Annotated in this window: 17 protein-coding genes and 2 tRNA genes; 9 read left to right on the forward strand and 10 right to left on the reverse strand. The window is 61.7% G+C overall.

Translation table 11 applies throughout. The features are described from left to right. Positions 1-44: 44 nt before the first annotated feature. Positions 45-1,028 (forward strand): hypothetical protein, encoded by a 984-nt coding sequence (locus tag N688_RS15330; protein ID WP_052890095.1) that lies wholly within the window; start codon positions 45-47, stop codon positions 1,026-1,028. A 979-nt stretch (positions 1,029-2,007) separates the two neighbouring features. Here N688_RS15330 and N688_RS15335 read toward each other — a convergent pair. The 3 genes from N688_RS15335 to N688_RS15345 form a co-directional block, all read right to left on the reverse strand. Then, positions 2,008-2,096, reverse strand: a tRNA-Ser gene (locus N688_RS15335). Positions 2,097-2,223: 127 nt separating this feature from the next. After that, positions 2,224-2,314, reverse strand: a tRNA-Ser gene (locus N688_RS15340). A gap of 269 nt (positions 2,315-2,583) precedes the next feature. Continuing rightward, positions 2,584-2,898: a hypothetical protein gene (locus N688_RS15345; RefSeq protein ID WP_052890096.1), complete on the reverse strand. Its 315-nt coding sequence runs from the start codon at positions 2,896-2,898 to the stop codon at positions 2,584-2,586. 736 nt (positions 2,899-3,634) lie between these two features. Between N688_RS15345 and N688_RS15350 the strand changes: the two genes are divergently transcribed. Beyond that, positions 3,635-4,504, forward strand: a complete 870-nt coding sequence (locus N688_RS15350; protein ID WP_052890097.1) for a FliA/WhiG family RNA polymerase sigma factor — start codon at positions 3,635-3,637, stop codon at positions 4,502-4,504. Positions 4,505-5,169: 665 nt separating this feature from the next. Beyond that, positions 5,170-5,394 carry a carbon storage regulator gene (locus N688_RS15355; RefSeq protein ID WP_052890098.1) on the forward strand — a complete coding sequence of 75 codons (225 nt, stop codon included), beginning with the start codon at positions 5,170-5,172 and terminating at the stop codon, positions 5,392-5,394. Between the two features lie 210 nt (positions 5,395-5,604). Here N688_RS15355 and N688_RS15360 read toward each other — a convergent pair whose 3' ends face one another. Then, positions 5,605-6,759, reverse strand: a complete 1,155-nt coding sequence (locus N688_RS15360; RefSeq protein WP_052890099.1) for an inositol-3-phosphate synthase — start codon at positions 6,757-6,759, stop codon at positions 5,605-5,607. A 758-nt stretch (positions 6,760-7,517) separates the two neighbouring features. Between N688_RS15360 and N688_RS15365 the strand changes: the two genes are divergently transcribed. The 3 genes from N688_RS15365 to N688_RS15375 all read left to right on the forward strand — a co-directional run bounded on the left by N688_RS15365 (position 7,518) and on the right by N688_RS15375 (position 10,033). After that, the gene (locus N688_RS15365) at positions 7,518-8,459 is read left to right on the forward strand and encodes an ADP-ribosylglycohydrolase family protein (protein WP_052890100.1); all 942 of its coding nucleotides are present in this window, start codon (positions 7,518-7,520) and stop codon (positions 8,457-8,459) included. 91 nt (positions 8,460-8,550) lie between these two features. Next, positions 8,551-9,510: a helix-turn-helix transcriptional regulator gene (locus tag N688_RS15370; protein WP_052890101.1), complete on the forward strand. Its 960-nt coding sequence runs from the start codon at positions 8,551-8,553 to the stop codon at positions 9,508-9,510. A gap of 148 nt (positions 9,511-9,658) precedes the next feature. Continuing rightward, positions 9,659-10,033: a VOC family protein gene (locus tag N688_RS15375; RefSeq protein WP_052890102.1), complete on the forward strand. Its 375-nt coding sequence runs from the start codon at positions 9,659-9,661 to the stop codon at positions 10,031-10,033. A gap of 40 nt (positions 10,034-10,073) precedes the next feature. Here N688_RS15375 and N688_RS15380 read toward each other — a convergent pair whose 3' ends face one another. From N688_RS15380 to N688_RS15400, 5 genes are all read right to left on the reverse strand, one after another. After that, on the reverse strand, positions 10,074-11,012 hold the full coding sequence (locus tag N688_RS15380; RefSeq protein WP_052890103.1) for an SDR family NAD(P)-dependent oxidoreductase: 939 nt from the start codon (positions 11,010-11,012) through the stop codon (positions 10,074-10,076). A gap of 356 nt (positions 11,013-11,368) precedes the next feature. Continuing rightward, positions 11,369-12,310 (reverse strand): GspE/PulE/PilB domain-containing protein, encoded by a 942-nt coding sequence (locus tag N688_RS15385; RefSeq protein WP_052890104.1) that lies wholly within the window; start codon positions 12,308-12,310, stop codon positions 11,369-11,371. Positions 12,311-12,619: 309 nt separating this feature from the next. Beyond that, a complete protein-coding gene (locus N688_RS15390) occupies positions 12,620-13,549 on the reverse strand; it encodes a hypothetical protein (protein ID WP_052890105.1) in 930 nt (309 codons plus the stop codon). A 64-nt stretch (positions 13,550-13,613) separates the two neighbouring features. Then, a complete protein-coding gene (locus tag N688_RS15395; protein WP_052890106.1) occupies positions 13,614-15,335 on the reverse strand; it encodes a hypothetical protein in 1,722 nt (573 codons plus the stop codon). A gap of 282 nt (positions 15,336-15,617) precedes the next feature. After that, positions 15,618-16,052: a Fur family transcriptional regulator gene (locus N688_RS15400; protein ID WP_052890107.1), complete on the reverse strand. Its 435-nt coding sequence runs from the start codon at positions 16,050-16,052 to the stop codon at positions 15,618-15,620. A 349-nt stretch (positions 16,053-16,401) separates the two neighbouring features. Here N688_RS15400 and N688_RS15410 point away from each other — a divergent pair, with 349 nt between their 5' ends. The 3 genes from N688_RS15410 to N688_RS15420 all read left to right on the forward strand — a co-directional run bounded on the left by N688_RS15410 (position 16,402) and on the right by N688_RS15420 (position 21,509). Next, the gene (locus N688_RS15410; protein ID WP_052890109.1) at positions 16,402-19,098 is read left to right on the forward strand and encodes an FAD-binding oxidoreductase; all 2,697 of its coding nucleotides are present in this window, start codon (positions 16,402-16,404) and stop codon (positions 19,096-19,098) included. Positions 19,099-19,421: 323 nt separating this feature from the next. Then, complete coding sequence (locus N688_RS15415) at positions 19,422-20,411, forward strand: hypothetical protein (protein WP_052890110.1); 990 nt, start codon at positions 19,422-19,424, stop codon at positions 20,409-20,411. Positions 20,412-20,615: 204 nt separating this feature from the next. Continuing rightward, positions 20,616-21,509 (forward strand): alpha/beta fold hydrolase, encoded by an 894-nt coding sequence (locus tag N688_RS15420; RefSeq protein WP_052890111.1) that lies wholly within the window; start codon positions 20,616-20,618, stop codon positions 21,507-21,509. A 131-nt stretch (positions 21,510-21,640) separates the two neighbouring features. Here N688_RS15420 and N688_RS15425 read toward each other — a convergent pair whose 3' ends face one another. Further along, positions 21,641-23,134 carry an MFS transporter gene (locus tag N688_RS15425; RefSeq protein WP_052890112.1) on the reverse strand — a complete coding sequence of 498 codons (1,494 nt, stop codon included), beginning with the start codon at positions 23,132-23,134 and terminating at the stop codon, positions 21,641-21,643. Positions 23,135-23,617 lie beyond the last annotated feature (483 nt).

Here is a 23,617-nt window from a genome sequence, read left to right on the forward strand (position 1 = left end):
GAAACCAGGTTGACGTCTCCGAGGGAGAGGAACAGGCAGCGCCTGTGCCAATCGTGGAAGGAACATGTGGCTGGGGTCGGCTCTTTCAGCTCTACCCCGATCATCTGCGGGTGCATGGTGTGGTCTACGAGCTGCGCCATCTGACCCAGATTCGCCCGGTCTATCGCACTCTGCTGGGTCTGCCCTCAGCCCGCCTGGAGTTGACCTTTGGTCAGCAGCGCGTCATTCTACGCGGGATTGCGGCGGTGGAGGATGCACGCAAGATGGTGGATTATCTGCTGCACACCTGCCCGCAGGCGCGCTTGCTGGTGGCCCCTGGCCATGAGTCAGGTCCGCCGACTGAGAGTGCGAGCGCGGGCGTCGATCCGGCGGCGACAGAGACGACTGTTCCACTGGTCGCTAGAGAAACGCCGACTGCCCTCATGCGGGCACTGGCCCCAACAGGCTGGCAGGCGGCTCGCCGCGAGCTACTGCAGCGCCGCCGGGCCCGCCTCCAGGAGGAGCGCGAGCGGCGCCAGGAAGCCACGCTCTCCCGGGAGTCCGGACGGCGCTCCCCACTCAAGGACCCGCTACCGCCCGTCCAGGTTCCCGTTCGTCTGGCCTACGGAGAGCGTGCTTACTATTGCTGCCAGGCCACACTCTGTAATGAGCAGCTCCGTCCCTTTGCTCCCCCAGAAGAGGCGGTGCGCGACCACGGCCTGCTGATTCTCACCGATCGCCGCCTGCTCTATCTGGGGCGCCGCTGTCAGATTCTGCTTGGCTATGACCACTTGCTGCAGGTGAGCCGTCAGCGGAACGGGGTAGCCTTCCTGGCCGATCACTGGCGGCGCCGCGAGCTGTTTACGATGCGCCGTCCCCTGGAATGTGTGCTGTGCCTGGAGAAGCTACTGTGGCGCTTTCAGCAGGAGCGCCAGCTCTCGACGTTGATGAGCGTTGAGTTAGAGGAGCAGGACGAGGAAGCGACCAGCCCCAATCAGGAAGCTCGCCAGCCTGAGCGCCATGCCGGCAGCGAGCCGGTGACACGCTAGAGGGATGGGCAGGTAGAGGAAGAGAAGAGGCGAGGAGAGGAGCGAGCATCAGCATGCTGGATACGGTGATGGCCCTGTGGAACCGCGGCTGTGCTTTGCGCTTCTTGCTGCTCACGCTGTTAACGCTAGCAGTCCTGCTGAGCTTTGGCCTGCCGATCTGGCTGGGTAATCAGCAAAGTCGGCCTCTGTCCTCCCAATCTTCATCAGAGGGAGCACTGGCAGCTCAGACGCAGGGGCATATTGGCGAAAGCACCATGACGGTGCCCCTCCCACCCAGCATGACGCCGCCAGTCCAGGTCGGCTCTTCTCAGCCCGAAAGCAACCTGAATTTTCCGCCTTTTCCCCCCTGCAGCAGTCCCTTGACCATGCCACAGCCGGGACCAACGGCCCTGCCTGTGGTCACACCGACAGCACGCCCCCAACCACATCCTACGCCTCGGCCATCTCCGTCGCCCCTGCCCCAACCACAGCCTTCTCCAATACCCTCGCCCTCTCCTGCGCCTACACCAGCACCAACACCAACCCCCTCGCCCTCTCCTACGCCTACACCAACACCAGCACCAACACCCTCGCCAACACCTTCGCCCTCCCCCTCACCGACCCCAATACCTACCTCTACGCCCGCGCCTTCGCCCTCCCCCTCACCTCCGGCTCCCACCGCTACACCTTCAGCCTCACCAACTCCATCATCAGAGCCTGATCCGATAGAAGCTCCCTTCCTGCCCACTGCTCCCTCAACCCGCTCCACACTCGCCACGAGCCAAAGGCGCGCGCCTCTCGCGCGCGAGCGAGGCGCAGGCCAGCAAGCGAGCAGGAGAGAGGAAGCAGGGCAGGCTAGCAGAGACGCCGCGCAATGACCATAGCAGAGTTCAGATGACTTCCAAAGAAAACGCGGGATGAATGGTGCTGCCACTCATCCCGCAACGGTGGGCTTTCTCTTTTACTCCCAGCGAGGATTTTTCTGCTCACTGGGTTACACTGGCGGAGGAGGTGGGATTCGAACCCACGGGGGCTGTTAACCCCACACGATTTCCAGTCGTGCTCACTAGGCCACTATGAGACTCCTCCGTGTAGCATCAACAACCATGTCACCCACCTGCTGACGTAGCTCCCCTTGCCCCTGGCGGCGTCAACAGGGAGACTAACATGGGAATGACCCGCTTCGCCGAAGTGAGCGCCAGCGAGTCACTGCTTTTGGCGGAGAGAGTGGGATTCGAACCCACGAGGGTCTTTCGGACCCTACCGCTTTTCGAGAGCGGCTCAATCAACCACTCTGACATCTCTCCGGCGCATAGTATATCACATTCCCCGGGGAGCTGACAAGGGGGAGGAAAACAACTTGAGCAAATCTTGCCAGCAGTGGGGGCATTGGCGCCATTCTCCGTCAGCAGCCTCCTCAGTCAGGTTGCCAGCGAAAACCTGGGGGAAGCTTCCAGCAGGAGAATCTTCCGCCGGAGAACCTCCCCTTATCCTGTCCAGTCTTGCCCCAGTAGAGGCTAGGGAGGGAAGGAGGGAGAGATCAAGCAGCGACCGTTGAGTGCCGTCCTCCTGTGGGTCAAGAGGCTTCCTCTGGCGATTCAGAAAATTCGCCGATCGCCCCATGCTCATAAAGCCAGCGAGCGAACTGCAGATGCGGGTCGCCGCTGAGATAGGGAGGGATTTCCCCGCTGCTCTGTACGCGGCGACGCAGCAGCAGCAAGCGCTGAATCTCCTCGGGGAGGAAACCGGCTTCGCGTAAGTGATCGAGAGCCTCCGTCTCCGCCTCTCCGGCCTCCAGAGGCAGGGGCCACTGCTCCAGCGGAGAGCGCTCCTCGTCGCAGGCAGGCTCTTGCTCATGCTGATACTCAAACTGATATTCTCGTCTATCCATAGTGCGCTGTCTCCTCTCAAGATGAGAAAAGCTGCTATCAGCTCAGCTTGTCTGGCTCGGTTTGGTTCTGGTCCACCCCACCCCCTGGTCTGATCTCCGGCAACGCGCGTCAGCCCAGCCCAAAACCAGTCGCGTCCGGCTGCTCATTTAGAGCCGGGCGCTTCTTCGCTCTTGCTCGGTTCCAGATCACCCTTATCCTTTCCCTTGCTCTATAGAACATCCATATCGGCAAAAAGTTGACAGCGATTAGTCTCCCGGCCCCCCCTTTTTGCCGGCGAGAGAATTTCAGGACCTTTGGCGTAGCAAGGAAGCGACCTCTGTCAGTAGCTCAACAGCAAGGACTCTCGTACACTCTAGCTAGACGAGGGAGCAGGGAAACTCAGCAGGCCCAGCCGGCAACGTCAGCCAGTCAGGGGCCGCAAGAGGAGCAGCGCCACGAAGCGCCCCAGGCATCTGCCAGCCCAGATACTCGCATCCTCCCAGCCGACAAGCCGACAGCCAGTCAGTCTGCCAGTCAAGTCAATCAAGCCAGCCATCAACAGCCGAAGATCCAGGCCCCCCCTGTCAGGGAGAGTCAGCAACAGTCAGGAAGGCAGCGCAAGCAAGAGAGCGGAAGGCTGGATAGAGAGGAGGGCAGGCAGCCTAGCCGCTCACAGAGCCACGAGGGCCACAAGCAGGAGGAGAGGAGAGCAAGTCAGCAGGGCAAGACCTCAGTCAGGCAAGGAGATGTCTATCGATGACCAGTTCCGCGCACCTGGAAGAGATCTGGGCCGAGTTCATACGCACCCACAGTCAGGCACAGCGCCGCCTGTTGATCGAAGCCTACGTACCGCTGGTGAAAGTCACCGTCGATCGGTTGGGCATTCCGGCGCGCAGCCTGTTAGAAGCCGACGATCTGATCGGCTATGGCATGCTTGGTCTCATCAACGCCATCGATCGCTACGATCCTACGCGCGGGATCAGCTTCGAAGCCTTTGCCAGTGCCCGCATCCGGGGAGCGGTTATCGACCAGCTGCGCGCCCTCAATTGGTTTTCGCGCTCGGCCATGCAGCGCATCAAACAGGTCGAGCAGACGATGGCCGAGCTAGAGCGTCGGCTGGGAAGGCCGGCCCGCGACGAGGAGATGGCCGCAGCCCTCGGCGTCTCCCTGCGACGCTACCGCCGCATGCTTCAAGAAGTGGGCACAGTCATTCTCTCGCTGGATAGCCCCCTCCATACGCCCGAGAGCGATGGCGACCATTACTCACTCGGCGAAGCCCTGGAGGACCAGGCCACCCCCGAACCAGCCAGCACCGTCGAGCGCCGCGAGCTGCTACAAGCCCTCAGCCAGGCTATCGAGCACCTCCCTCGCCGTGAGCGCCTCTTGCTCGCTCTCTACTACGTCGAGGGCCTCAGCATGAGCGAAATCGGCAGGACACTCGGCATCTCGCAGTCGCGCGTGAGCCAGCTCCACGCCCAGACCCTGCTCCATCTACGCATCAGCCTTGGACTCCATGAACAACAGCACAGACGTGGAAGGCGCACAAGTACTCGTTCTACATCAGCACACGAACACGCCCGGCAAATCGATTCGCTCGCCCATCAGCAAGTCCCCACTGTACCATAGCCTGGATCGTATAGTATCATAAACAGAGTATTACTACGATCCCTGGTTTCCCTGTTGATCTTGAGCGACCTGTTGACTACGAGAGGGGAGCAGGCTTCCCTGGCAGGAAGGAAAGCCAACCCCGGTGTCACACCTTTCAGGGGAGGGTACCCAGGTGCAGATCAGGGCTCCACATCACTCTCAACAACGACGGCAGCTTTGGCCACAGCAGCAGGGCCGCTCAGCGCTGAGACGGTGGCAAAGGCGCTGCGGCCCGTCAACAGGGATAGGCCCCAACTGCTCGCAACGCCCGGGGAAACAGTGGTTGCTGAAGCACGGTGTACAATCTACAGAGAGGGTAGTTTTATCGCCAGCGCGAGTGCGCACGCCGGTCTGTGAGATCGAACCGCGCTTACTTGTGCGGAAAATCCTGGCGCTGAATCGTCTTTTGACAAAGAGCGTACATTGAGTCTGCACAAGCGACTCACAGACCAGCGCTTCGTTGTGCTCCGTGCCAGTGACAGGAAACGAGCCTACCCGTTTCCGTCACCAGCAACGTCCAGTGTGAGCAGGAAGCCCACTCGCTGCTCGGCATCTCGTCTGTGTTCGGCTTGAAGAGACGCCTGTAAGGTGTCATCTGCAGCGCAGGGACGTCTCGGAAATGCTTCTGGGGAAGGGAGCCTTACATGCTTGTTTTGAGACGCAAAGTTGGTGAAAGCATCATTCTCGGTGGGGTCATTAGCATCTCGGTCCTCGCGGTCGAGGGGGAGCGCGTGAAAATCGGGATCAGCGCTCCGCCAGAAGTGACCATTGTGCGCGAGGAGCTGTTACGCTCGGGGCAGGATCAGCACCAGCAACCAGCAGCGAATGCTTCGACCGTGACGAACGCTCCAAGCGTACAGCGCTCGTAGCGGTTCATCTATCCATCTAGTGCATCTCTCGTTGAAAGCAAGGCCAGGTCTTCGCCAGGCAGTGCCAGCGCCTGCCCGGGGACCTGCCTTGCTCCTCGGAATCGGCAGCGAGTGTGGTGCTGGCGTCAGTCAGACTCGACAGCCCACCGTCAGCACCACCGCTTTGCTCCTCCGCTCTTGTCTGTCAGCCATTTCCTCCTGCTGACGCTGCTACTCGCTGGGAGCCTCGACCTTGTAGCCGTTGCTCGGCTCCACGGCCTCCGTCCGAGCAGAGGCGGCTTCCGGCCCCTCGCCACGGATAAAGGCCTCGGTCATGGCACGCGCGACGTCATCAGGATACTGCACCGGAGGCGACTTCATGAGGTAAGCGCTCGGTCCGAGCAGGGTGCCGCTCAGGCCTCGGTCCAGGGCCAGCCTGGCCAGGCGCACGGCGTCGATGACGACGCCGGCAGAGTTGGGCGAGTCCCAGACCTCTAGCTTCAGCTCCAGGTTGAGCGGCACATCTCCAAAGGTGCGCCCCTCCAGGCGGATGTAGGCCCACTTGCGATCTTGCAGCCAGGCCACGTAGTCCGACGGCCCAATGTGGACGTTCTCCGGCGACAGCTCATAGTCAAGCTGGCTGGTGACCGCGTTGGTCTTGCTGATCTTTTTGGATTCCAGCCGCTCGCGCTCTAGCATGTTGTAGAAGTCGGTGTTGCCACCAACGTTGAGCTGCATGGTGCGCTCTAGTCGTACGCCGCGATCGCGGAAGAGCTTGGCCAGCACACGGTGGACAATCGTGGCACCAACCTGGCTCTTGATGTCGTCACCGATCATCGGCAGCCCAGCCTCTTTAAAGCGCTCTTGCCAGTACTGCTCTCGCGCGATGAAGACCGGAATGCAGTTGACGAAGGCGACACCAGCTTGTAAAACCTGCTCGACATACCACTTGGTGGCCGTTTCAGAGCCAACTGGCAGGTAGTTGACAAGAACGTCGGTCCCGGTGTCTTTGAGGATGCGCACAACGTCGTCGGTCTTGCCCGGCGCTTTGGTGACAACTTGCGAGAGGTATTTGCCTAGCCCGTCATGGGTCATACCGCGATAGACTTTGACCCCCAGCGGCGGAACGTCGGCAAAACGATAGGTGTTGTTGGGGGCCGCGTAGATGGCCTCTGCCAGATCCTTGCCAACTTTGTTCTGGTCTATATCGAAAGCTGCCGAGAATTCGATGTCGCTGATATGATAGCCCCCCAGAGTGACATGCATGAGCCCCGGAACAAAGTCCTCTGGCTTGGCGTTGCGATAGTAGTAGACCCCTTGCACAAGCGAGCTGGCACAGTTGCCAACGCCCACAATGGCTACACGTACTTTCTTCGATCCTGGCATGATCGTTCCCTTCCTCCTACGAAATTAGCTAGCTGATTACTATAGTGGCATTCGCCGCGTGACTACTGCGCTGCGCAAAACACGCAAAGATATCCACTTCCACCCTTCAAACGACCCAGGCTACGCCGGAGTTAATCCAATCCGTCTGCTCGCTGAATGCAACTCTGACCCTGGCAGTCGACGACGCTGTTGCCGCCAGAAAAAAAGATGATGCGGAGAAGAGTGCGAGGATTCCTTTCTCTGGAGGTAGGACTGCTTCCGATTCCCTCTCTGCCAGATGCATGCACCTCCTCACAAATTAGCAGGCTGTCAATATTATACTATTATCTCTGGGCAGGAGAGCAAGCAGCTAGCTCTGCCTTGCGGATCGCTCTCACTGTTGCTGGTCAGCCGCCGCATCGGCTTCCGGCCCTCGCTCGCACTCTCCTCCGCCCCTCTTTCCCCTCTCCACTCGCTCCTCTTGGCCTCGCCTCATCCAGCACAGCGCCGCCCGCGGCAGAGGCCCCCTGATCACGCACCGCACGGCGTGCCGATCGGAGGGAGCCTTCTCTGAGGTTTCTGAGGTAAACGGGTTTTCCCATGTTTTTAAACAGTGCAGGCAGGCTGTCTATTCCCGCAGATTCGAGGCACCAAATTCCTGGCTGCCAGACGTTTTATCGGCGTAAATCTCCTTGTTAGAACTTGCTAACACTTAACAGCAGCAAAAAAGACGCCAGATCGCTTGTTCAATGACCTGAACCCTGGAGAGGTGCAGAAAGATGGAGAGAAGGACGCGCTATCGTGGCTGCCTCCTGGGCCTGGCCTGCGGCGACGCCGTGGGTACAACGCTGGAGTTTCGATCTCCGGGCTCGTTTGCGCCTTTGACGGATATGGTCGGTGGAGGACCTTTCAGGCTGCAGGCCGGCCAGTGGACCGATGATACGTCGATGGCACTCTGCCTGGCGACCAGTCTAGTGGAATGCCAGGGTTTTGATGTACGCGATCAGATGGAGCGCTATGTGCGCTGGCGCGATGAGGGCTATCTGTCGAGTACGGGCTACTGCTTTGATATCGGGGGCACGGTGGCCAGCGCTTTGCGTCGCTTTGACGAGACGAGGGACCCGCTGGCCGGTTCCACTGATCCGCATTATGCGGGCAATGGCTCCCTGATGCGTCTGGCTCCTGTGCCGCTCTGTTATGCGCGTCATCCGCGGGTCGCGTTGGAGAAGGCCGCCCTCAGCTCGCGTACGACGCACGCAACGGCGACAGCGGTGGATGCCTGCCGCTATATGGCCGGGTTGATCGTGGGAGCGCTGGACGGCGCCAGTAAGGAGGAGTTGCTGACGCCTTTCTATACGCCGGTGCCCGGTTCCTGGGAGGAGCAGCCGCTGACGCCAGAGATCGCCGAGGTGGCGGCTGGCTCGTTTAAAGTGCGTCAGCCGCCGGAGATCCGCGGCCTTGGCTATGTGGTGAAGACGCTGGAGGCGGCTCTGTGGGCTTTTTACCACAGCACCTCGTTCCGCGAGGGCTGCCTGTTGGTGGTGAACCTGGGCGACGATGCCGATTCGAGCGGGGCGGTCTATGGTCAGCTGGCGGGCGCCTTCTACGGTGAGGAGGCCATCCCTGCTGAGTGGCACGCGAAGCTGGCGAAGCGCGAGCTGATCGAGTCGCTGGCCGACGCTCTCTATGAGCTGGCCGAGCGTATCCTGCCGGAATCCTGAAGCCTGTAGAGAAAAGGAGTGAGGGAAAGTACGATCACCCAGGACCAGGATGGACAGGAGGCTCAGCTGACACTCGCCTGAGGGTAGACTGATGCATCGTATGGATCGCTTGACTGCCATCGTGTTGCTCTTGCAGCGCGGCAAATGGACCGCCGCCTCTCTCGCGCGGCATTTCGAGGTGTCGCGCCGGACGATCCTACGTGACATCGAGGCGCTGTCTGAGATGGGTATGCCGGTGGTGGCCGAGCCGGGGCCAGGCGGCGGGTACAGTCTGCCAGCGGATTATGCCCTGGCCCCCTTGCCGCTGTCGCTGCACGAGGCCCTGCTGCTGCGTTTGGCACTGAGCAGCCTCTTGCAGTTGCGCTCAGTTCCCTTCAAGGAGGCACGCGCCTCGTTGTGGGCCAAGCTTATGGCGCTGTTGCCCAAGTCCGATGAGCACGAGCAACGACTGCAAGAGGGGCTGAGTCCTCTCTCTTCGGCACGCTCCAGCGGCGAGGAGTCTCCCGTGCCGTTCTTCGCCGATGTGCTGCAGGCACTGGCGGCAGGCCGTTGGATTCGCGTGACCTACCGCTCGGAGCGGCGCCTGTCGGTGCAGACCTTGTTGCCCCAGCGCCTGTCTACCAATGCTGGCCTCAGGTACTGCCATGCCTACTCGCTGGAACATGGCAGTGTACGCCTCTACCGTGTTGACCGCCTTCTCAGCCTGGAGGTGCTGACCGAACCGCCCTGCGTGGTAAGACCAGCTCCCAAGGATTGGCGGGAAGACCCGGCTTTTCCAGAGGCCTGCATTCGTTTAACCGCGCGCGGCGTGCTGCGCCTTGAACATTGCACGCCGCTGGCCGCTCGCCTGCAGCGCGAGGCCGATGGCAGCGGCTGGCTGCGCCTGCATTGGAATCCAGACGATTACGCCTGGTTAGCACGCCAGCTTTTGAGCTTAGGCCCGGAAGCTCGCATTGTGGCCCCGGAAGCACTGCGCCACTGCCTGCTGACGATGGCCCATCACATCATCGCAAGGCAGGAGGAAGAGTCGGCTCAAGGTGAAAAATGGTGACAGACAGTTGTCACCAGGCCAGCGCTAGACTACTCGCTGTACTGGCTGACCTGACCTGATACGGCGGGAGAGGAACCTTTCCAGCCAGTCAAAGCAAGGCCAGTACGTAAGAGAGTTGCTTGCTCAGAGCAGCAGAAAGGAGTCTCTCATGGCCCAAAAGAGTATTGTTCACCTTGAGTTGCCAGCACACGACCGCCGCGCCATTGCAGCCTTTTATAAGGACATTTTCGGCTGGCACATTGGACTTAATAGTGCACACGACTACCTGTACTTCGAGGCACAAAACGGGATACGCGGAGGCTTTCCCCGCCCCGATGAGCCGGGCCAGCGCGAGGGTGAGCCTTTGATCTACCTGGCCTGCGAGGATATTGAAACCACGCTGGCAGCAATCGAGGCCCGCGGCGGGCGCTGCTTGATCCCTAAGACGGAAATTCGCGGCGTCGGTTGGTGGGCCACCTTCCTTGATCCCGCCGGCAATCGCCTCGGCCTCTTTACCTCCGCCCCCTTTGAACCTGGCGCGTGAGCCAGGCCAGCCTCTCTTTCCGCCCGAGTCGGGGCCCTTCCTAGGCCCGGTCCTGGCTCTGGCGGAAAAACTCGACCGTTCGGCGAATGCCCTCTTCTAGCGAGACCTGCGGCTGCCAGCCGAGTAGCTGCGTTGCTCTGCTATAGTCGAAGTAGGCGAGCCTGATGTCGCCTGGCCGCTTGGGAGCGCGCTGGATGGGGGCTTCAAAGCCGGTCAGTTTGACAAGCTGACGGTAAATCTCATTGACCGAGGTAGGTCGCCCGGTGGCAATGCAGAAGACGTCGTTGTCGCCTCGCTCCAGCGCCAGCAGGTTGGCCCGGGCGACATCGCTGACAAAGACGTAGTCTTTGGCCTGCTCGCCATCCCAGTCGATGCGCACACCTTCCCCAGTGAGAAAACGGCGGGCAAAAATGGCGATGACTCCCGCCTCGCCATTGGGGTCCTGGCGCGGCCCGTAGACGTTGCCGTAGCGTAGGATGGTGTAGGTCAGGCCGTGGGCCTCATGCCAGTAGCGCAGGTAATGCTCACCAACCATCTTGGTAATGCCGTAGGGCGACTCGGGCCGCTGTGGCGTCTCTTCGGTGACGGGCAGCTGCGACGGCGTGCCATAGGTCGCCGCCGAGGAAGCGAAGATGATCTTGCGCACGCCGGCCTGGGTGCAGTTCTGCAGGATGGTGAGCAGGCCGAGAACATTGACGCGGGCATCGAGGAGCGGATCACGCGCGGAGACGGCAACGCTGTGTTGGGCGGCGTGATGGCTGACAACATCGGGCCGCACCTTGGCGAAAAGAGCGCGCATGGATTCGGCATCGGTAATATCGGCGCGGAAAAAGTGGGCCTGGGTGGGGATATTGGCTAGCTTACCGCCCCCTTCGCTCCAGAGGTTATCGACGATAAAGACCTCATGGCCAGCCGCCAGATAGGCGTCGACCAGATGGGAGCCGATGAAGCCTGCGCCTCCTGTGACAAGAATCTTCATGCTGAATCAGATACAGGCGCCGCGCCCTCCCTTGTCCTGGCCAATCAGACGACAGGCAGAGGACTAAGAGCCAGGCTGGCGCTTTTCCTCCTTCTGTAATCGCGTCGCGCATGCAGGGCTACAGCTCAACTGCTGCACCAGCCAGTGAGAGAAGGTCGCCGCGGTGGCCAGTTTCCAGTTTCCAGTCCCCAGTCCCCAGCCATCCGTCCGGTCGTGGGTGGCAGAGGCAGCAGTTTTCTCTATCTTAGCAAGGGCGGGACAGGGCGTCAAACGCGACCAGGCGGTCGATCCTCCTCGTTGTCGCGCGAGGCAAGCGCGACCTTGCCCGGCGGCCACAGGAGGTTTGCCCGCCGCCGCTAGCGCCTTTTCTGGGCGGAGGAGGTCGTGCTCAGGCGCTCCAGGGCCTGTTGAAGTTCCTGGGGAGGAGTCAGGACCGGGAAGATCTGCAGGCCCGTTTCACGTTGCAGGCGCTCCAGGACGGCCTGATGATTGCTGCCATCGGCCAGGGCCACGGTCAGCGTCTTACGGGCGCGCCCGATAGGACAGCAGTGGAGTTCATGGGCGAGATGGGGACTGATGGCCTGTCGGACGCTGGCAGGAACACGTCTCGGCAGCGGCGCGAGATAGGGAATCCCCAACCGACGAGCCTCAGCTAATAGCTCCTCTGTGGGTGCTGAGGAGAGCGAGAATTGCCTGCCTGGGGCAAGAGGCTGATCTTGCTTTGACGGCAGCGGCTGAGCAGACAGCCCCTCCCTGTCGATCTCATTGTCGGCGACAGGCTCGGCAGAGTCAAGAGGAGCGGTCAGCACCCGCCGCGGGCGCGCCGCCTCACGGAGCACGCTCAGCAGGTTCTGGCTTTCAGCGCGCTCCAGCGTTCGCCCTCCCACTGCCAGGGCCGTGAGGTCCGCCAGTTCATAGGTCTGGAGCGAGCGGACTCGCGAGCAGAGCGCCCACCAGAGGCGCTCTTCGACCGCCACCCGGCCAGGCTCATCGCAGTCGGGCAGGACAACATAGCCTCGGTTGCCGAGGACAAAGACACGGTCCGTTCTACGCACCAGCGAGCGGAGTGCCGCTAGCAGACGACAGGTGGCCTGGGCACGCCTCTCCCCCAGAGAGGCCGCGGGCGCGCGCTGGCCCCCAAAGGTCAGGGTGATCACCACAACCCCTAGTCGGCCCTCTCCAGCATTCAACAGCTGCCTCAGCTCAGCAGCGAGAATACGCAGGCTATCGACCTGCACATAGGTGGCTCCACTGCTTGCCGCTCCCTGCCAGACCGGTAAAACCACGCGGGTGCTCATCTCTCTCAGCTCTTCTGCTCGCCAGGCCCTACAGGCAACTGGCAAAGCAGGCTCCTCTCGGCTCTTACTGTCGCACTGCCGTCGGGTCGCAAGGCCGGCCTGCCTGAATGGAACTCAGGCCGGTTCTCGCTTGCGCTCCTCTCAATCGAGCGCTATGGATGCTCTGGCTATTACTGTACTCTGTATTCAGCAGAAACGAGACATCGATCCGGTTGCGTTCCTGTTAAGACTGCGCCCCTGTGGTTAAGATCAGTATTCTGCCCCCTTGTTGGTGCTAACCAGAAGGGCAGCCACCCCTCTCCCCGGCCCTCACGGTACGCCCGCTTCGCTGGAGCCACGGACGCTTTTTCTCCGCTCCTTCTCCTTCTCCTGGAGGGTAGAGAGCAGCGCTTCGACACCAAAGGCTTCGCTGATGGTGCTGAGCGGCTCCCAGAGGCCAGCGAATGTCATCTGCAGCTGCTCTCCATGCTGAGTAATGTCTATCAGAAAGAGGGCCAGCTCTGGCGCTCTGCACTCCTTCTGCTGCGTCAGTCCCGGCAGGAGCTCGCCAAAAATAGCCCCAGCCTCTTCAAGCAGCAAGGCAAAGGCCCGATCGAGCCGGGCCGAACTTGCCAGGGCGACCTCCGCAGGTAGCGAGCCAGGACGACCAAATTGGAGGGCAAAAGGCGGCAGATGTTGATAGCTCTCTTGCCAGCTTGCAAGCTGCTGCCTGAGCCAGAGCGGGCAGCAGCCAGCAGGAGGGACTGAGGCAATAGTCGGCAGAGGGGCTAGAGCAGAAGCCAGCGCGTTGGGATCAGAGACAGGGCCGCGATCGAGCAGGTCCAGCAGGGTGCCCCCGGCGCTTGTGAGCAGCTGACAGAAGAGATCGCACTGCAGCAGACTGCCGCTGACTTCGCGCAAGGCCAGCCAGATGGCGTGACGCGTCGGGAGGTAGTCGGGGGGGACAAGCCCATCCATGAGCGGGCGTGTGGCCGCTCCAAGGGCAGGCAAGCGCCGTTGATAGAGGGCGGCGAGCTGGAGAAACAGGTGGCGCAGGCCAAAAAGCAGCAGCTCCAGGGAACCAGTCCCTGGCATGCCCCGCTCCAGGCGAGCGCGCAGGGCTGCGAGGAGGCCAGACAGCCCCCTCTCTCGTTCTTTGTCTTCCGGCTCCTCGTCCCACTGGTGGCATGCAGCAGTCGGCCAGGGTGTAGCCGCAAGTAGCTCTTTGTCCCGCTTGAGCCTGGCCTGGTGACCTCCCATCGTTCCCAGGTCCTCCCTCGCAGTAAAATGGCGCACGCTCCCATATACATTGTATGATTCGCTGCTACAGCCAGAGCTGGCCTTCTTCCGGCCAGGGCGGCTCGACGGGCAGAGGTAAGCTCTCGGCAGGCAACTTTTCCGTGGAGACACCTCCCTGCGGCTTGCCGGCAACGGGCAAGTCCGGGGGAACAAGCGGCGGGAGAGCAGCAGTCTGGCCACTCCCAGGCGCCGCTGATTGGCGCGGCTGCTCGGCAAACTGACGCAGGCCCGTTATGGCCAGAAGCCGCTCAATCTGTGGCACCCCTTCGCAAGAAGCAGGGATGATGAGCGGCTCCCCAGCCGGGCAGCGCTCCAAGGCGGCGCAGAGATCTTCCAGCGCTCTGCGTACAAGCTGGTTGTGCTCATTCCACAGCTCCAGGCGCATCTCGCGATCGGCAAGCTGGTTCAGGCTGAGCGCCAGGGGTCGCAGCTCCTCGTCTGTCGGCTCCAGACGCGCGGCCAGATCGCCAGCAGCCAGACGCGCCAGAACCTCCCTGAGACGGGCTAGCTGCGCTTCCAGCCCATTGCTGCGTCGGCTGGCGCTGTACAGCTGCGCCTCCAGCTGCTGGAGTTCCTCCTGATAGCTCCTCAAGAGGAGACGACGCAGTCGACCCTGCTCGCTTACTGTCAGCAGGAGGCGCAGGCAGGCCACCAGGACGGCCAGGCCGAGGATGAGCAGCTCCGTGAAAAGAGGCGACTGACCGCTTTGCCATACTTTCCAGATCAGAGCAGCACAGCAGGAGATGAGCAAAAGAGAGGGTAGATAGAGAGGAAGATGCCAAAGCGTGCTGCTGCGGCTGCCCCTGCCGACCGGGCGCGCGCTGAGCTGACTCAGCAGGATCTCGTCACCGGGGAGAGGCGCACTTTCGATGGCATCGTTAGGGCGACCGGTGACAACGCGCCTGAGATAGGCGGCCAGACCACAGAGGAGCAGACCCACCGCTACTAGCGTCGCCAGCTCTTTCTGACGCCACGCCTCTGGTCCAGGCCATGACTCGCCCGCGGCGCGATGGAGGAGCAGATCGGCGAGGGCGTAGAGGAGAAGGCCAGCAACAAGACAGAACAGACTGACGCGGCGGGGAGGCTGGCGATAGCTTGTGTCGCTGGCCGCTGCCAGGCGGAGCAAAAGCAAGACGGCAGCCCCCATCAGGAGGAGATCAACCAGCGGGTCAATCAGTGTCTCCCAGGGAAGAGGATTGAAAGTGAGAGGCCAGCTGAGGGAAGCAAAGACCCCCAGATTCCAGGCCAGCCCCGCCATCGCCAAGAGAGCAAGCAGAACGTCAAGGGCCAGGAGTAGACGCCCACGTCCGGCACTGGCCGCCGGCCACAGGAAGAGCGAGAAGCAGAGCAGCAGAGGAAAGGAGAGAAGGCTCACCTGTGGAATGAGCTGCAGCGCCGAGGGCGGTAAGGTCCTGACCAGGGCGCCTGGACCAGAAGAGGGCGCTTCACCTATCAGTTGCCAGCCGGCGCCAACGGCCCGGAGCAGTAGCCCACTCCCAACGCACAGCCAGGCCGCACGTTCCCGCCCGCTCCAGGGCAGAACACTCGTTGCCGGAACAGCCCTCTCAGGAACAGGAACAAGGGCCGCTCCCAGGCCAAAGAGACCAGCGAGCAGGGCCACTGCCAGCTCCATAGCAGAGGTCGAGATGGCGAAGGACCAGAAAGACGGCGGCAGCCAGACCACTGCCATCACGATCAGGCTCAAACCGACTAGCGCTGCTGTGCCAATGCGCCCTGGAGGACTCATAGCTCACCACCTGTCTCAAAGAGCAGAAAGAAAGCTCTCCTGCCCCTATGTGGTCACTCTCACTATTCTGCTTGATTGTAGCATGACAAAAGCGACGCATCCGTGATGGATAGCCCTTTTGCCTTAGCCAAGAGGGGTGAGAGAGAGACGAAAGGTCAATGGCCATTGCCGGCGCGGAGACAAGTCAACGAGAAGCCCTGCGCCCGTGATCAGAGCCGGGAAGAGAGGCGCTCGCGCCTTTTCTCAGCTCTCGCCTGAGCCTGGAGGGGAGAAGAGCGTAGGCTAGTGATGGGCCGTGCAGCGCGCACAGCGCCCAAAGAGGGTAATTGAGTGGCCTTCGATAGCAAAGCCCGTCTGCTGCCCAATCGCCTTGAATTGTTCCGCTGGCAGACAGATATCGACCTCGACTACGCGATGGCACTGGGTACAGGTCAGATGATGGTGGTGACGCTCGCCGCAGATCCGGTAATGATGGCTCCCATCGGCAAATTCAATGCGATCCAGCAGGCCAGCATTGACCAGAATCTCCACCAAACGATAGACTGTGGCCCGCCCTAGACGCGGCTCCTTCCTGCGCAGCGACTGCCAGAGATCGTCGACCGTAAAGTCAGCCCCCGCGGTTGCAAGCTCGATCAAGCGCTCTTCTACGAGACGAAGAGGCGCCGTCCTCCGTTGACGTGCCTCGTTAAATGCAGCGCGGATCTTCTCAGCTAACAAAAAGCTTCCTCCTCAGCGTCTACTAGCATGTAGTGTATCACTTCCGTTGGCTTTTATCCAGTCTCCAGAGGCTCAGCTACCAGGCTGTGATAGGAGAAGGAGAGGCTCCCCTCGATGGATGAGGAGGCACGACGCAACGGCGTCTCTCTTGCATTGTTCGTGTCAGCAGAGAGGCAATGCTTCCGGGCGTGCTTGCGAAGGGCATTGCAAGCTGCTACAATGTGAGCTATTGCAGCAGATGCCTATTGGCCAGGCTTTTCACCAGCCTGACCAGAGCGAGCCGAAGGAGACGGCACGGATACAGGACTGATCAAGCAGGCAGAGGAAACAGGAAGGGGATGCCAGAGCCATGCTAGAGGAGCGAGCGCTTGCTGCCCTCAGAACCCTTCTCTCGCCAGATCAAGTCTTCACCGACGCCACGGCCCTCATTGCCTATGAAGGAGACGGCGGCCTTGATCGCGGGCGACCGGACGCCGTTGTCTTCCCTCGCAGCACTGAGGAGGTTGTGCGCCTGGTCCACTGGGCCAACGAGTACGGCGTGCCGCTGATAGCGCGCGGGGCCGGCACGGGCCTCTCGGGCGGGGCCGTGGCCGATCGCGGGGGAGTCCAGGTAGCCTTCTCGCAGATGCAAGCGATCCTGGAGGTCGACCCGCTCGGGCGCCGGGCCCTGGTGCAGCCGGCGGTGATCAATCTGGCCCTCGATGAGCAAGTCAAAGCCTACGATCTCTATTTTCCACCCGATCCCTCCAGTCAGCGCGTCTCAACCCTGGGCGGCAATGTGGCCGAAAACTCTGGTGGGCCGCACTGCTTCAAATACGGTGTCATGACCAACTACCTGACAAGCCTGGAGGTCGTGCTTGCTGACGGGCGCCGGCTGCTCCTCGGTGGTCCGGCCTGTGACTATCCGCTCAGCGATCTCTGTGGCCTACTGTGCGGGAGCGAGGGCACGCTGGCCTTGATCACGACCATTGGGGTGCGCCTGGTGCGCCGTCCGCCCGGTGTTCAGACGCTCCTGGCAACCTTCGATTCGGTGGAGCGGGCGGGTCAGGCGGTCTCGGCCATCATCGCCGCTGGCCTGATCCCAGCCACGATGGAGATGATGGATCAGCAGATCATCCAGATGATTGAGCCGTTTGCTCACGCTGGCCTGCCGCTAGAAGCGGGTGCCGCCCTGATCGTCGAGGTCGATGGCTATCCGGCGAGCCTGGCTGGACAGATGGAGGAGATCAGTCGCCTTCTGCTGGCCTATGGTGGGCGCGATCTGCGCCTCGCACGCGATGAGGAGGAGCGGGCCCGCATCTGGCTGGCGCGCAAGAGCGCCGCTGGTGCGGCTACTCGCCTGGCTCCGGCCTACTATACCGTCGACATCACGGTACCGCGCAGCCGCCTGGCAGAGATGCTGCAGCGCGTGAACGCCATCTGCCAGCGCTATGGCCTGCGCACCGGCCACGTCTTTCACGCCGGCGACGGCAATCTGCACCCGATGCTCTTGATCCCCAATCCCGATGATGCCTCGTTGCTGGAGCGCGTGCGTGAGGCGGGACGCGAGATTGTGCGCGCCTGCGTCGCCTTCAACGGCAGCCTGACCGGTGAGCATGGCGTTGGAATCGAGAAACGTGAGTTTATGTCGCTCATGCACTCGCCCGCCGAGCTGAGTGCCATGTGGGACGTAAAGCAGGTCTTCGACCCTCAGAACCTATTGAATCCTGGCAAGATCTTCCCGCAGCACGAGGCCCATCCCTGGGTAGAGCGTCCGGCACCGACAGCGGGGCCGTCGGAGGCGGACCCTGTGCCGCTCCAGCCAGGCGAGCTGCTGGCTCCCGCGAGCGACGAAGAGGCAGCCCAGCTGCTGGCTCGCTGCACGGCCCGCAACTGGCCAGTACTGCTCATGGGAGGAGAGGAGTCGGCCCAGGCCCCTCCCCCTCCGTCCGCAGGCGCCGCTCTCTTACTGAGTACGAGGCGCCTGCGCGGCATTCGCGAAGATGCGCCAGATGATCTGTTCATTACGGTCGGGGCTGGAACGCCACTGGCGGAGATTCAAGACTGGCTGGGACGGCGTCGGCAGCAGGTGGCGCTGAGCTCGCCCTGGCCGGAGGCGACCCTGGGTGGGCTGGTGGCCGCAAATGTCAATGGGCCGCGCCGCCTGCGCTACGGCGCTTTGCGCGAGCAGGTCCTCTCGCTAACGGTGGCACTGGCCGACGGGCGTCTGATCCGCACAGGGCGCCCACTGACCAAGAATGTGGCCGGCTACGATCTGACCAAGGCGTTCATCGGCTCCTACGGAACACTGGGCCTGCTGACAAGCGTGACGCTGAAATGCTGGCCTCAGCCCCGTCGGCGCCGCAGCTTGCTGGTGCCGGTCGAGGATCTGCGCCACGGCCTGCTGTGGGCTCGGCAACTGCTACCACTGACCCTGGTCGCTTCGGCCCTCCTGCTCTGCCGCGGCAGCCAGCTTGCTCGACGCTACAGCCCGCGGCTGCACGCTGCCCCCTACCTGCTCGTCTACACTGCCGAGGGGCTGGCCACCGACGTAGAGAGCGAGCTGGAGGAAGTGACCTCCGCGCTGCAGCGCGCACAGGCTCCAGAGCCAGTGACCTGCGAGGAGCTGAGCGGCGATGACCTCTGGTGCGAGCTGCTACGCGGCGAGGGGGAGAGCGGTCTCAGTGCAGGAGGGAGATCCACTGCTCACGAGGCCGCGCCTGTGGTGGTGCGCCTCGGTCTGGCCGCCCGTGACTTGCCACGCTGGCTCATCGATCAGCAGCAGCTCCTGGAAGGCTGCGATCTGGTGGCCGATGTGGCAACAGGCTTGCTCTATGTCGTGACTCCCTGGACGACGACCCGGACCACGACCTTGCTGGAGCAGCTACAGGCCGCAGTGCCGACGGACGAGGGCTATGTGACGGTCATGGATCAGCCTCGCCCTTCCCCTTCCTTTGCTTTCTTCGGCCCAGCGTCGCCATCGCTGGAGTTGATGCTCCACCTCAAGGAGCGCTGGGACCCACAGGGGATCTTGAACCGCGGCCTTCTGCTCCCGTCTCCTGGCTAAGTCGGCAGAATATCACCCATCCAGGCGCAAGTCGATGTATTTGGAACATAGATAGCGAAAGCCGCCAGAGGAGAAGAAGGAAGGGATGAATTCAACACCTCCTTCTTTCTTCTCTTCTGACTGAAGCCCGTTATGAAGATAGGTGCTGATAGCCATTCTTTTTGGGACCGACCTGGCAAGGCAAATATGTAACAACATAGGCAGCGAGTTTGAAAATAGTAGCATTAGAGGATGCAGATTTAGAATAGAGGACGAGGCCATTGCTGTAAGTAAGCAGCATTTTCAAGCCTGAAGTGAAGAGAATCGGGAGGAAACCAACCCTTATGGTGAAACCGCCATTGTCTGTAGCAGATTTAGCCGAAGCTGAGACCACCCCAGCCCACCGGCCCGTCGCACCCTGGTGGAAACAGGCCGGGCTCTATGTTCTGGCCGGGTTGCGCATTTGCCGGCGCGACATCGCCGGGATCATTACCCTGGTGGGACTCTTCTCGCTGCCGCCGCTGGCAGCCGTTGTGGTCGGCAGCTATCCAGGCACCCTGGCCTACTGGATCGGTACCGCGCTGCCCTGGATCACGATTACTCTGGGGAATATCTCAATGGTGTTGGCAATCGAGGCCCTGGACGCCGGTCAGCCGATTATTCCCGCCCAGATTCTCCCCGCTGCCATCCGCTGGTTTCCACGCTACATCGTGACGAACGGCATCACGACCTTCCTGTTTTGGGGTCTCTTTACCCCCCTGCAGTGGCTGATCGGACAGGAAACTACCCGCTTGAATTGGCCTCCTTATACTCCCCTGCTTCTTTTGCTGATCCCCATGCTCATTTGGCATGTGCACTTGGTTTTCGCTACCTACGCCGCCATTGTTGATAATCATCCCGGCCTGCGCTCGGTGATCATTAGCATCTCGATGACGCGACAACGCTGGTTGATGGTGGCTACCGCTTTCGTCGGCTCGGTGCTGGTCGAGGCGCCAATTGTGGGGCCGCTCTATGTGCTCATTATGCACGTGACTAATCCAGTTGTGGCCACTGGTTTTACCTGGATGCTTGTTATGCTCATGCGTCCTCTGTTTATTGCCACACTCCATGAAATCTATGAGGACTACCGTCCTCTGCCGCCTCCACATCTGCGGCTGCCACTACCACCGATGTGCCTTTTCTCCCGCCAGAATATCTTGAAGTTCCGGCCCAGAAGCCGCGGCGCGGGCAAGGAGGCCAGGCTGCCGCTGGTGCCGGCGCCGGCGGGCGAGCGCGTCCACGGGCGTCTGATTCAGCTGACAACGCTGGTCAGTCGCTATGGGCGTCGGCTATAATACAGAGAGTGGCGTCTGCCCTCAGCGGCGTCGCCTTTTCATCCTGGTTCCTGGCCAGGGCTGTTGGTCTCCTGGTCTCTGCTGTGCTTGCTGCGAAATCGTTTTGCAGCGTGGCGCCGGCATTGACCCAGGGTTGCCCTGGCTGTTTGCTTGCTGGCTGGCCTGACCGCCAGCATTTGATTCTTTGTGCGTGCCGGAAGGAGCATGGCCAAGAAGGAAGAGCAAGAAGCCTTGCTGACGACGAGGGATGGAATCGCCCTCTCGGTGCACAGTTGGAAGTCGGAGCAGCCGAACTGCCTTCTGCTGTGCATTCAGGGCCTGGGGGGGCACGGTGGCTATTATGATGTCCTGGCCCAGGCCCCTGAGCTAGCCACAGTCCAGATCGTCGCACCGGACCTGCGTGGTCATGGCCGATCGCAGGGTCGGCGGGGAGACATCGCTAGCTTCCGTCTCTATTTAGAGGATGTTGACAGTACAATAGCCTGGGTCCGCCGTTGCTGGCCCTCCCTGCCGCTGATTTTGCTTGGCGAAAGCATGGGGGCCTCGATCGCCATTCACTATCTGAGCAGCCACCTGCCCCATGTCCAGGAAATCAGCGGGCTGATCCTCATCTCGCCCGTGCTGAGCGCCTCTATCACCCCACGGCCTGGCGAGGTCCTGCGCTACCTCTGGCTTCTGCTGACGGCGCCGACCCGTCCCGCCATGCCGATCACCGGGCGGGAAGAGCTGGGCTGTCGTGACCCTTCCTTCAACGAGCGCCTGCGCCACGACCCGCTCTTTGTGCGTCTGGTGAGCGTGCGCTTTCTTAACCTGCTCAGCTTCTGGCTGGCCAGCGCCCGGCGCCGAGCTCCGGCCATTCGCCTGCCTCTCTTGCTGCTGCGCGGTAGCTGCGACTTCGTTGCTGGCGAGCGTGGCACACGTACATTTCTACGGAGGATTGGGAGTCGCGACGTAGAGGTCGTCACTTTGACTGGCGCCTATCACTCGCTCCTGCATGATCCGGCCACCCCCGCCCTGCTGGAGGCCATGCACAGCTGGATCGAGCGCCATCTGCCCCAGGCTCGAGGTCTGAGCACCGCCCAGGCAGAAAGTGGGTGATCCTCCAGCTCTGGCTAGTTTGACCAGCAGGCAGGCAGACAGCGACGACTGAGCAGCCTGACCCTCGCCTGACCCCGGGCGGGACCAGAGATCATCAGCGCTCAGTCCCTGGACTTCTTCAGGGCAGGGGGTCAGGGAACTGGTAGCCGCTCCTGGGCCTCGGGCTGCTGCCGGGGTCCGCCAGAGAAGCGGTCGCGATCGTTGCGGGTCAGGGCACGCCCCACGGTGAGTAGAGCTGCAAGCAGGCAGGAGCCGGCCAGCAGGTAGGTCACCGGCACAATGCCCAGCCAGTCGGTCAGGGCTCCCATAAAGAGCATGACTGGAATGGCTCCGCCGTTAAAGAGGACTTGAAAGAGAGCCAGGACGCGCCCGCGCATCTCATCGGGCGAGCGCTGCTGCATCAGGGTCTGGGCCGGCACCACCACCAGATCAAGGCCGAAGCCGACGGCAGCGGTCAGAACAGCCAGGATGAGGAGAAAGAGGGGATGCGTGGCCCAATGAGGGGCAAGGAGCAGGCGCGCCAGCCACTGCAAAGGGGGGATCAGAGCGATGCCGAGGCCAGTCCCGACCATCCCCACCAGCATCGTGCGCAGCGAGCCAAGGCGGGCCACCACCGCTGGCACCAGTAGCGAACCAGCCACAAGACCAATCCCTGCCGGCGCAAAGATGACCGTGGTGTTGCTGGCCGGCAGCCCCAGCAGCCGCTGCACAAACGTTGTCGCCAGTTCGGCGATAGTGAGCATGACCAGTCCGCCAAAGCAGGACTGAAAGAGAGCATCCAACAAGACCCCATCGTTGCGCACCAGACGCCACCCGTTTTCCAGGTCCTGACGCAGCCGTTGCCAGCCCGAGAGCAAGGTCCCAGCCTCCTCAGAGAGGACCTCGTAGGGGCGCGAGCGCTCATTTTCTTCCCCAGCCCTGGCCACCGCCGCAGGAGACGAGGACAGGCTGGCCTCCCTGTGCTGATATCCAGCGTGACTCTGACGTGGCAAGGTGGCCGTCAGTATGGTGGCCAGCAGATAGAGAGCAGAGATGAGCAGAAAGAGCGTTTCGACAGGCATTAGATCAATTTTTGCGCCCAAGAGCGAGAACGACAGAGAGGGCAGCAAATTGAGCATCAGGGGGCCAAGGATGAGGAGACCAACCGCCTGGCTGGCGTTGAGCGTCAGATTATAGAGGGAGAGCGCGGGTAGCAGTTCCTCTTCGTCCACCAGGCTTGGAATAATGGCCCCTTCCGCAGGTGAGAAGAAGAGGCCCACCAGGGAGAAGAAGAAAGCCAGGATATAGATAAAAATATATTGATGAGGACTCAGCAAGAGAGCGAGCACGAAGAGGAGGGTGGCAAAGGCTCGCACGACGTTGCTCACCCAGAGCACGGTACGGCGATCGAGGCGATCAACGAGGGCGCCCGCAGGCGCGCCGAAGAGGACCAGCGGCAGGCTGAGCGCGATGATCACCAACCCAACCATGACCGCCGAGTGAGTTTCATTGGTGATCAGGACGATCATGGCGTAACTTGCTGTGAATTGCACACTGAGATAGATCACCTGAGCCAGCCACAAGCGTAGCAGCGCGGGATGGCGCAGTACGCGGAGGACGGTCAGGCCCTCTAGTAATTTCTTCATGCAAACCCCCTCGGACCCGATGTCGTGAGGCTTCCCCTTCTTCTCCCTCGGCCCGAGGCCGCCACTCTTCTTCTCCGCCAGCAGGCAACACCAGCTTGCCAGGCAGCGTAGGGAATCTCTTCGACCGGATCACGCGACAACGCCAGGCCACCCACTCGCGGGAGTGGGTGAGGAAGGCTCGATCAGACTTCACTACCAAAACGGACGAAGCCCGGAGCTGGTCGCACCCCGTCCGTTGCCGCCATCTTGCCTTTGCCAGGACGGGCAGTGTCCTGTCCTGCTCTTGCCAACGGCAAGAGCTGCCAATAGTCTAGCGCAGACTCTGAAGGAAAGCAATGAGAGCAAAAAGGGTACAGATAGGTAGAAAAGCAAAGCAGGAAGATGGGGTCAGAGGCGCAGGCCCCTGACCCCCCAAGAGTAGCGGAGAGAAGCTGCTTTGGCAGCTTCTGCCTGGGCCGAGAGTACAGCAACGGGGTGTGTGTG

Source organism: Thermogemmatispora carboxidivorans, from assembly GCF_000702505.1.
In the GTDB taxonomy this organism is placed as follows: domain Bacteria; phylum Chloroflexota; class Ktedonobacteria; order Ktedonobacterales; family Ktedonobacteraceae; genus Thermogemmatispora; species Thermogemmatispora carboxidivorans.

What these genes read in the sequence shown, in the direction of transcription:
- N688_RS15345 (WP_052890096.1), bottom strand. Translation starts at nt 2,898, where the DNA reads ATGGATAGACGAGAATATCAGTTTGAGTATCAGCATGAGCAAGAGCCT.
- N688_RS15425 (WP_052890112.1), bottom strand. Translation starts at nt 23,134, where the DNA reads ATGAAGAAATTACTAGAGGGCCTGACCGTCCTCCGCGTACTGCGCCAT.
- N688_RS15360 (WP_052890099.1), bottom strand. Translation starts at nt 6,759, where the DNA reads ATGCCAGGATCGAAGAAAGTACGTGTAGCCATTGTGGGCGTTGGCAAC.
- N688_RS15380 (WP_052890103.1), bottom strand. Translation starts at nt 11,012, where the DNA reads ATGAAGATTCTTGTCACAGGAGGCGCAGGCTTCATCGGCTCCCATCTG.
- N688_RS15415 (WP_052890110.1), top strand. Translation starts at nt 19,422, where the DNA reads ATGGTGAAACCGCCATTGTCTGTAGCAGATTTAGCCGAAGCTGAGACC.
- N688_RS15375 (WP_052890102.1), top strand. Translation starts at nt 9,659, where the DNA reads ATGGCCCAAAAGAGTATTGTTCACCTTGAGTTGCCAGCACACGACCGC.
- N688_RS15350 (WP_052890097.1), top strand. Translation starts at nt 3,635, where the DNA reads ATGACCAGTTCCGCGCACCTGGAAGAGATCTGGGCCGAGTTCATACGC.
- N688_RS15365 (WP_052890100.1), top strand. Translation starts at nt 7,518, where the DNA reads ATGGAGAGAAGGACGCGCTATCGTGGCTGCCTCCTGGGCCTGGCCTGC.
- N688_RS15370 (WP_052890101.1), top strand. Translation starts at nt 8,551, where the DNA reads ATGCATCGTATGGATCGCTTGACTGCCATCGTGTTGCTCTTGCAGCGC.
- N688_RS15395 (WP_052890106.1), bottom strand. Translation starts at nt 15,335, where the DNA reads ATGAGTCCTCCAGGGCGCATTGGCACAGCAGCGCTAGTCGGTTTGAGC.
- N688_RS15420 (WP_052890111.1), top strand. Translation starts at nt 20,616, where the DNA reads ATGGCCAAGAAGGAAGAGCAAGAAGCCTTGCTGACGACGAGGGATGGA.
- N688_RS15410 (WP_052890109.1), top strand. Translation starts at nt 16,402, where the DNA reads ATGCTAGAGGAGCGAGCGCTTGCTGCCCTCAGAACCCTTCTCTCGCCA.
- N688_RS15355 (WP_052890098.1), top strand. Translation starts at nt 5,170, where the DNA reads ATGCTTGTTTTGAGACGCAAAGTTGGTGAAAGCATCATTCTCGGTGGG.
- N688_RS15385 (WP_052890104.1), bottom strand. Translation starts at nt 12,310, where the DNA reads ATGAGCACCCGCGTGGTTTTACCGGTCTGGCAGGGAGCGGCAAGCAGT.
- N688_RS15390 (WP_052890105.1), bottom strand. Translation starts at nt 13,549, where the DNA reads ATGGGAGGTCACCAGGCCAGGCTCAAGCGGGACAAAGAGCTACTTGCG.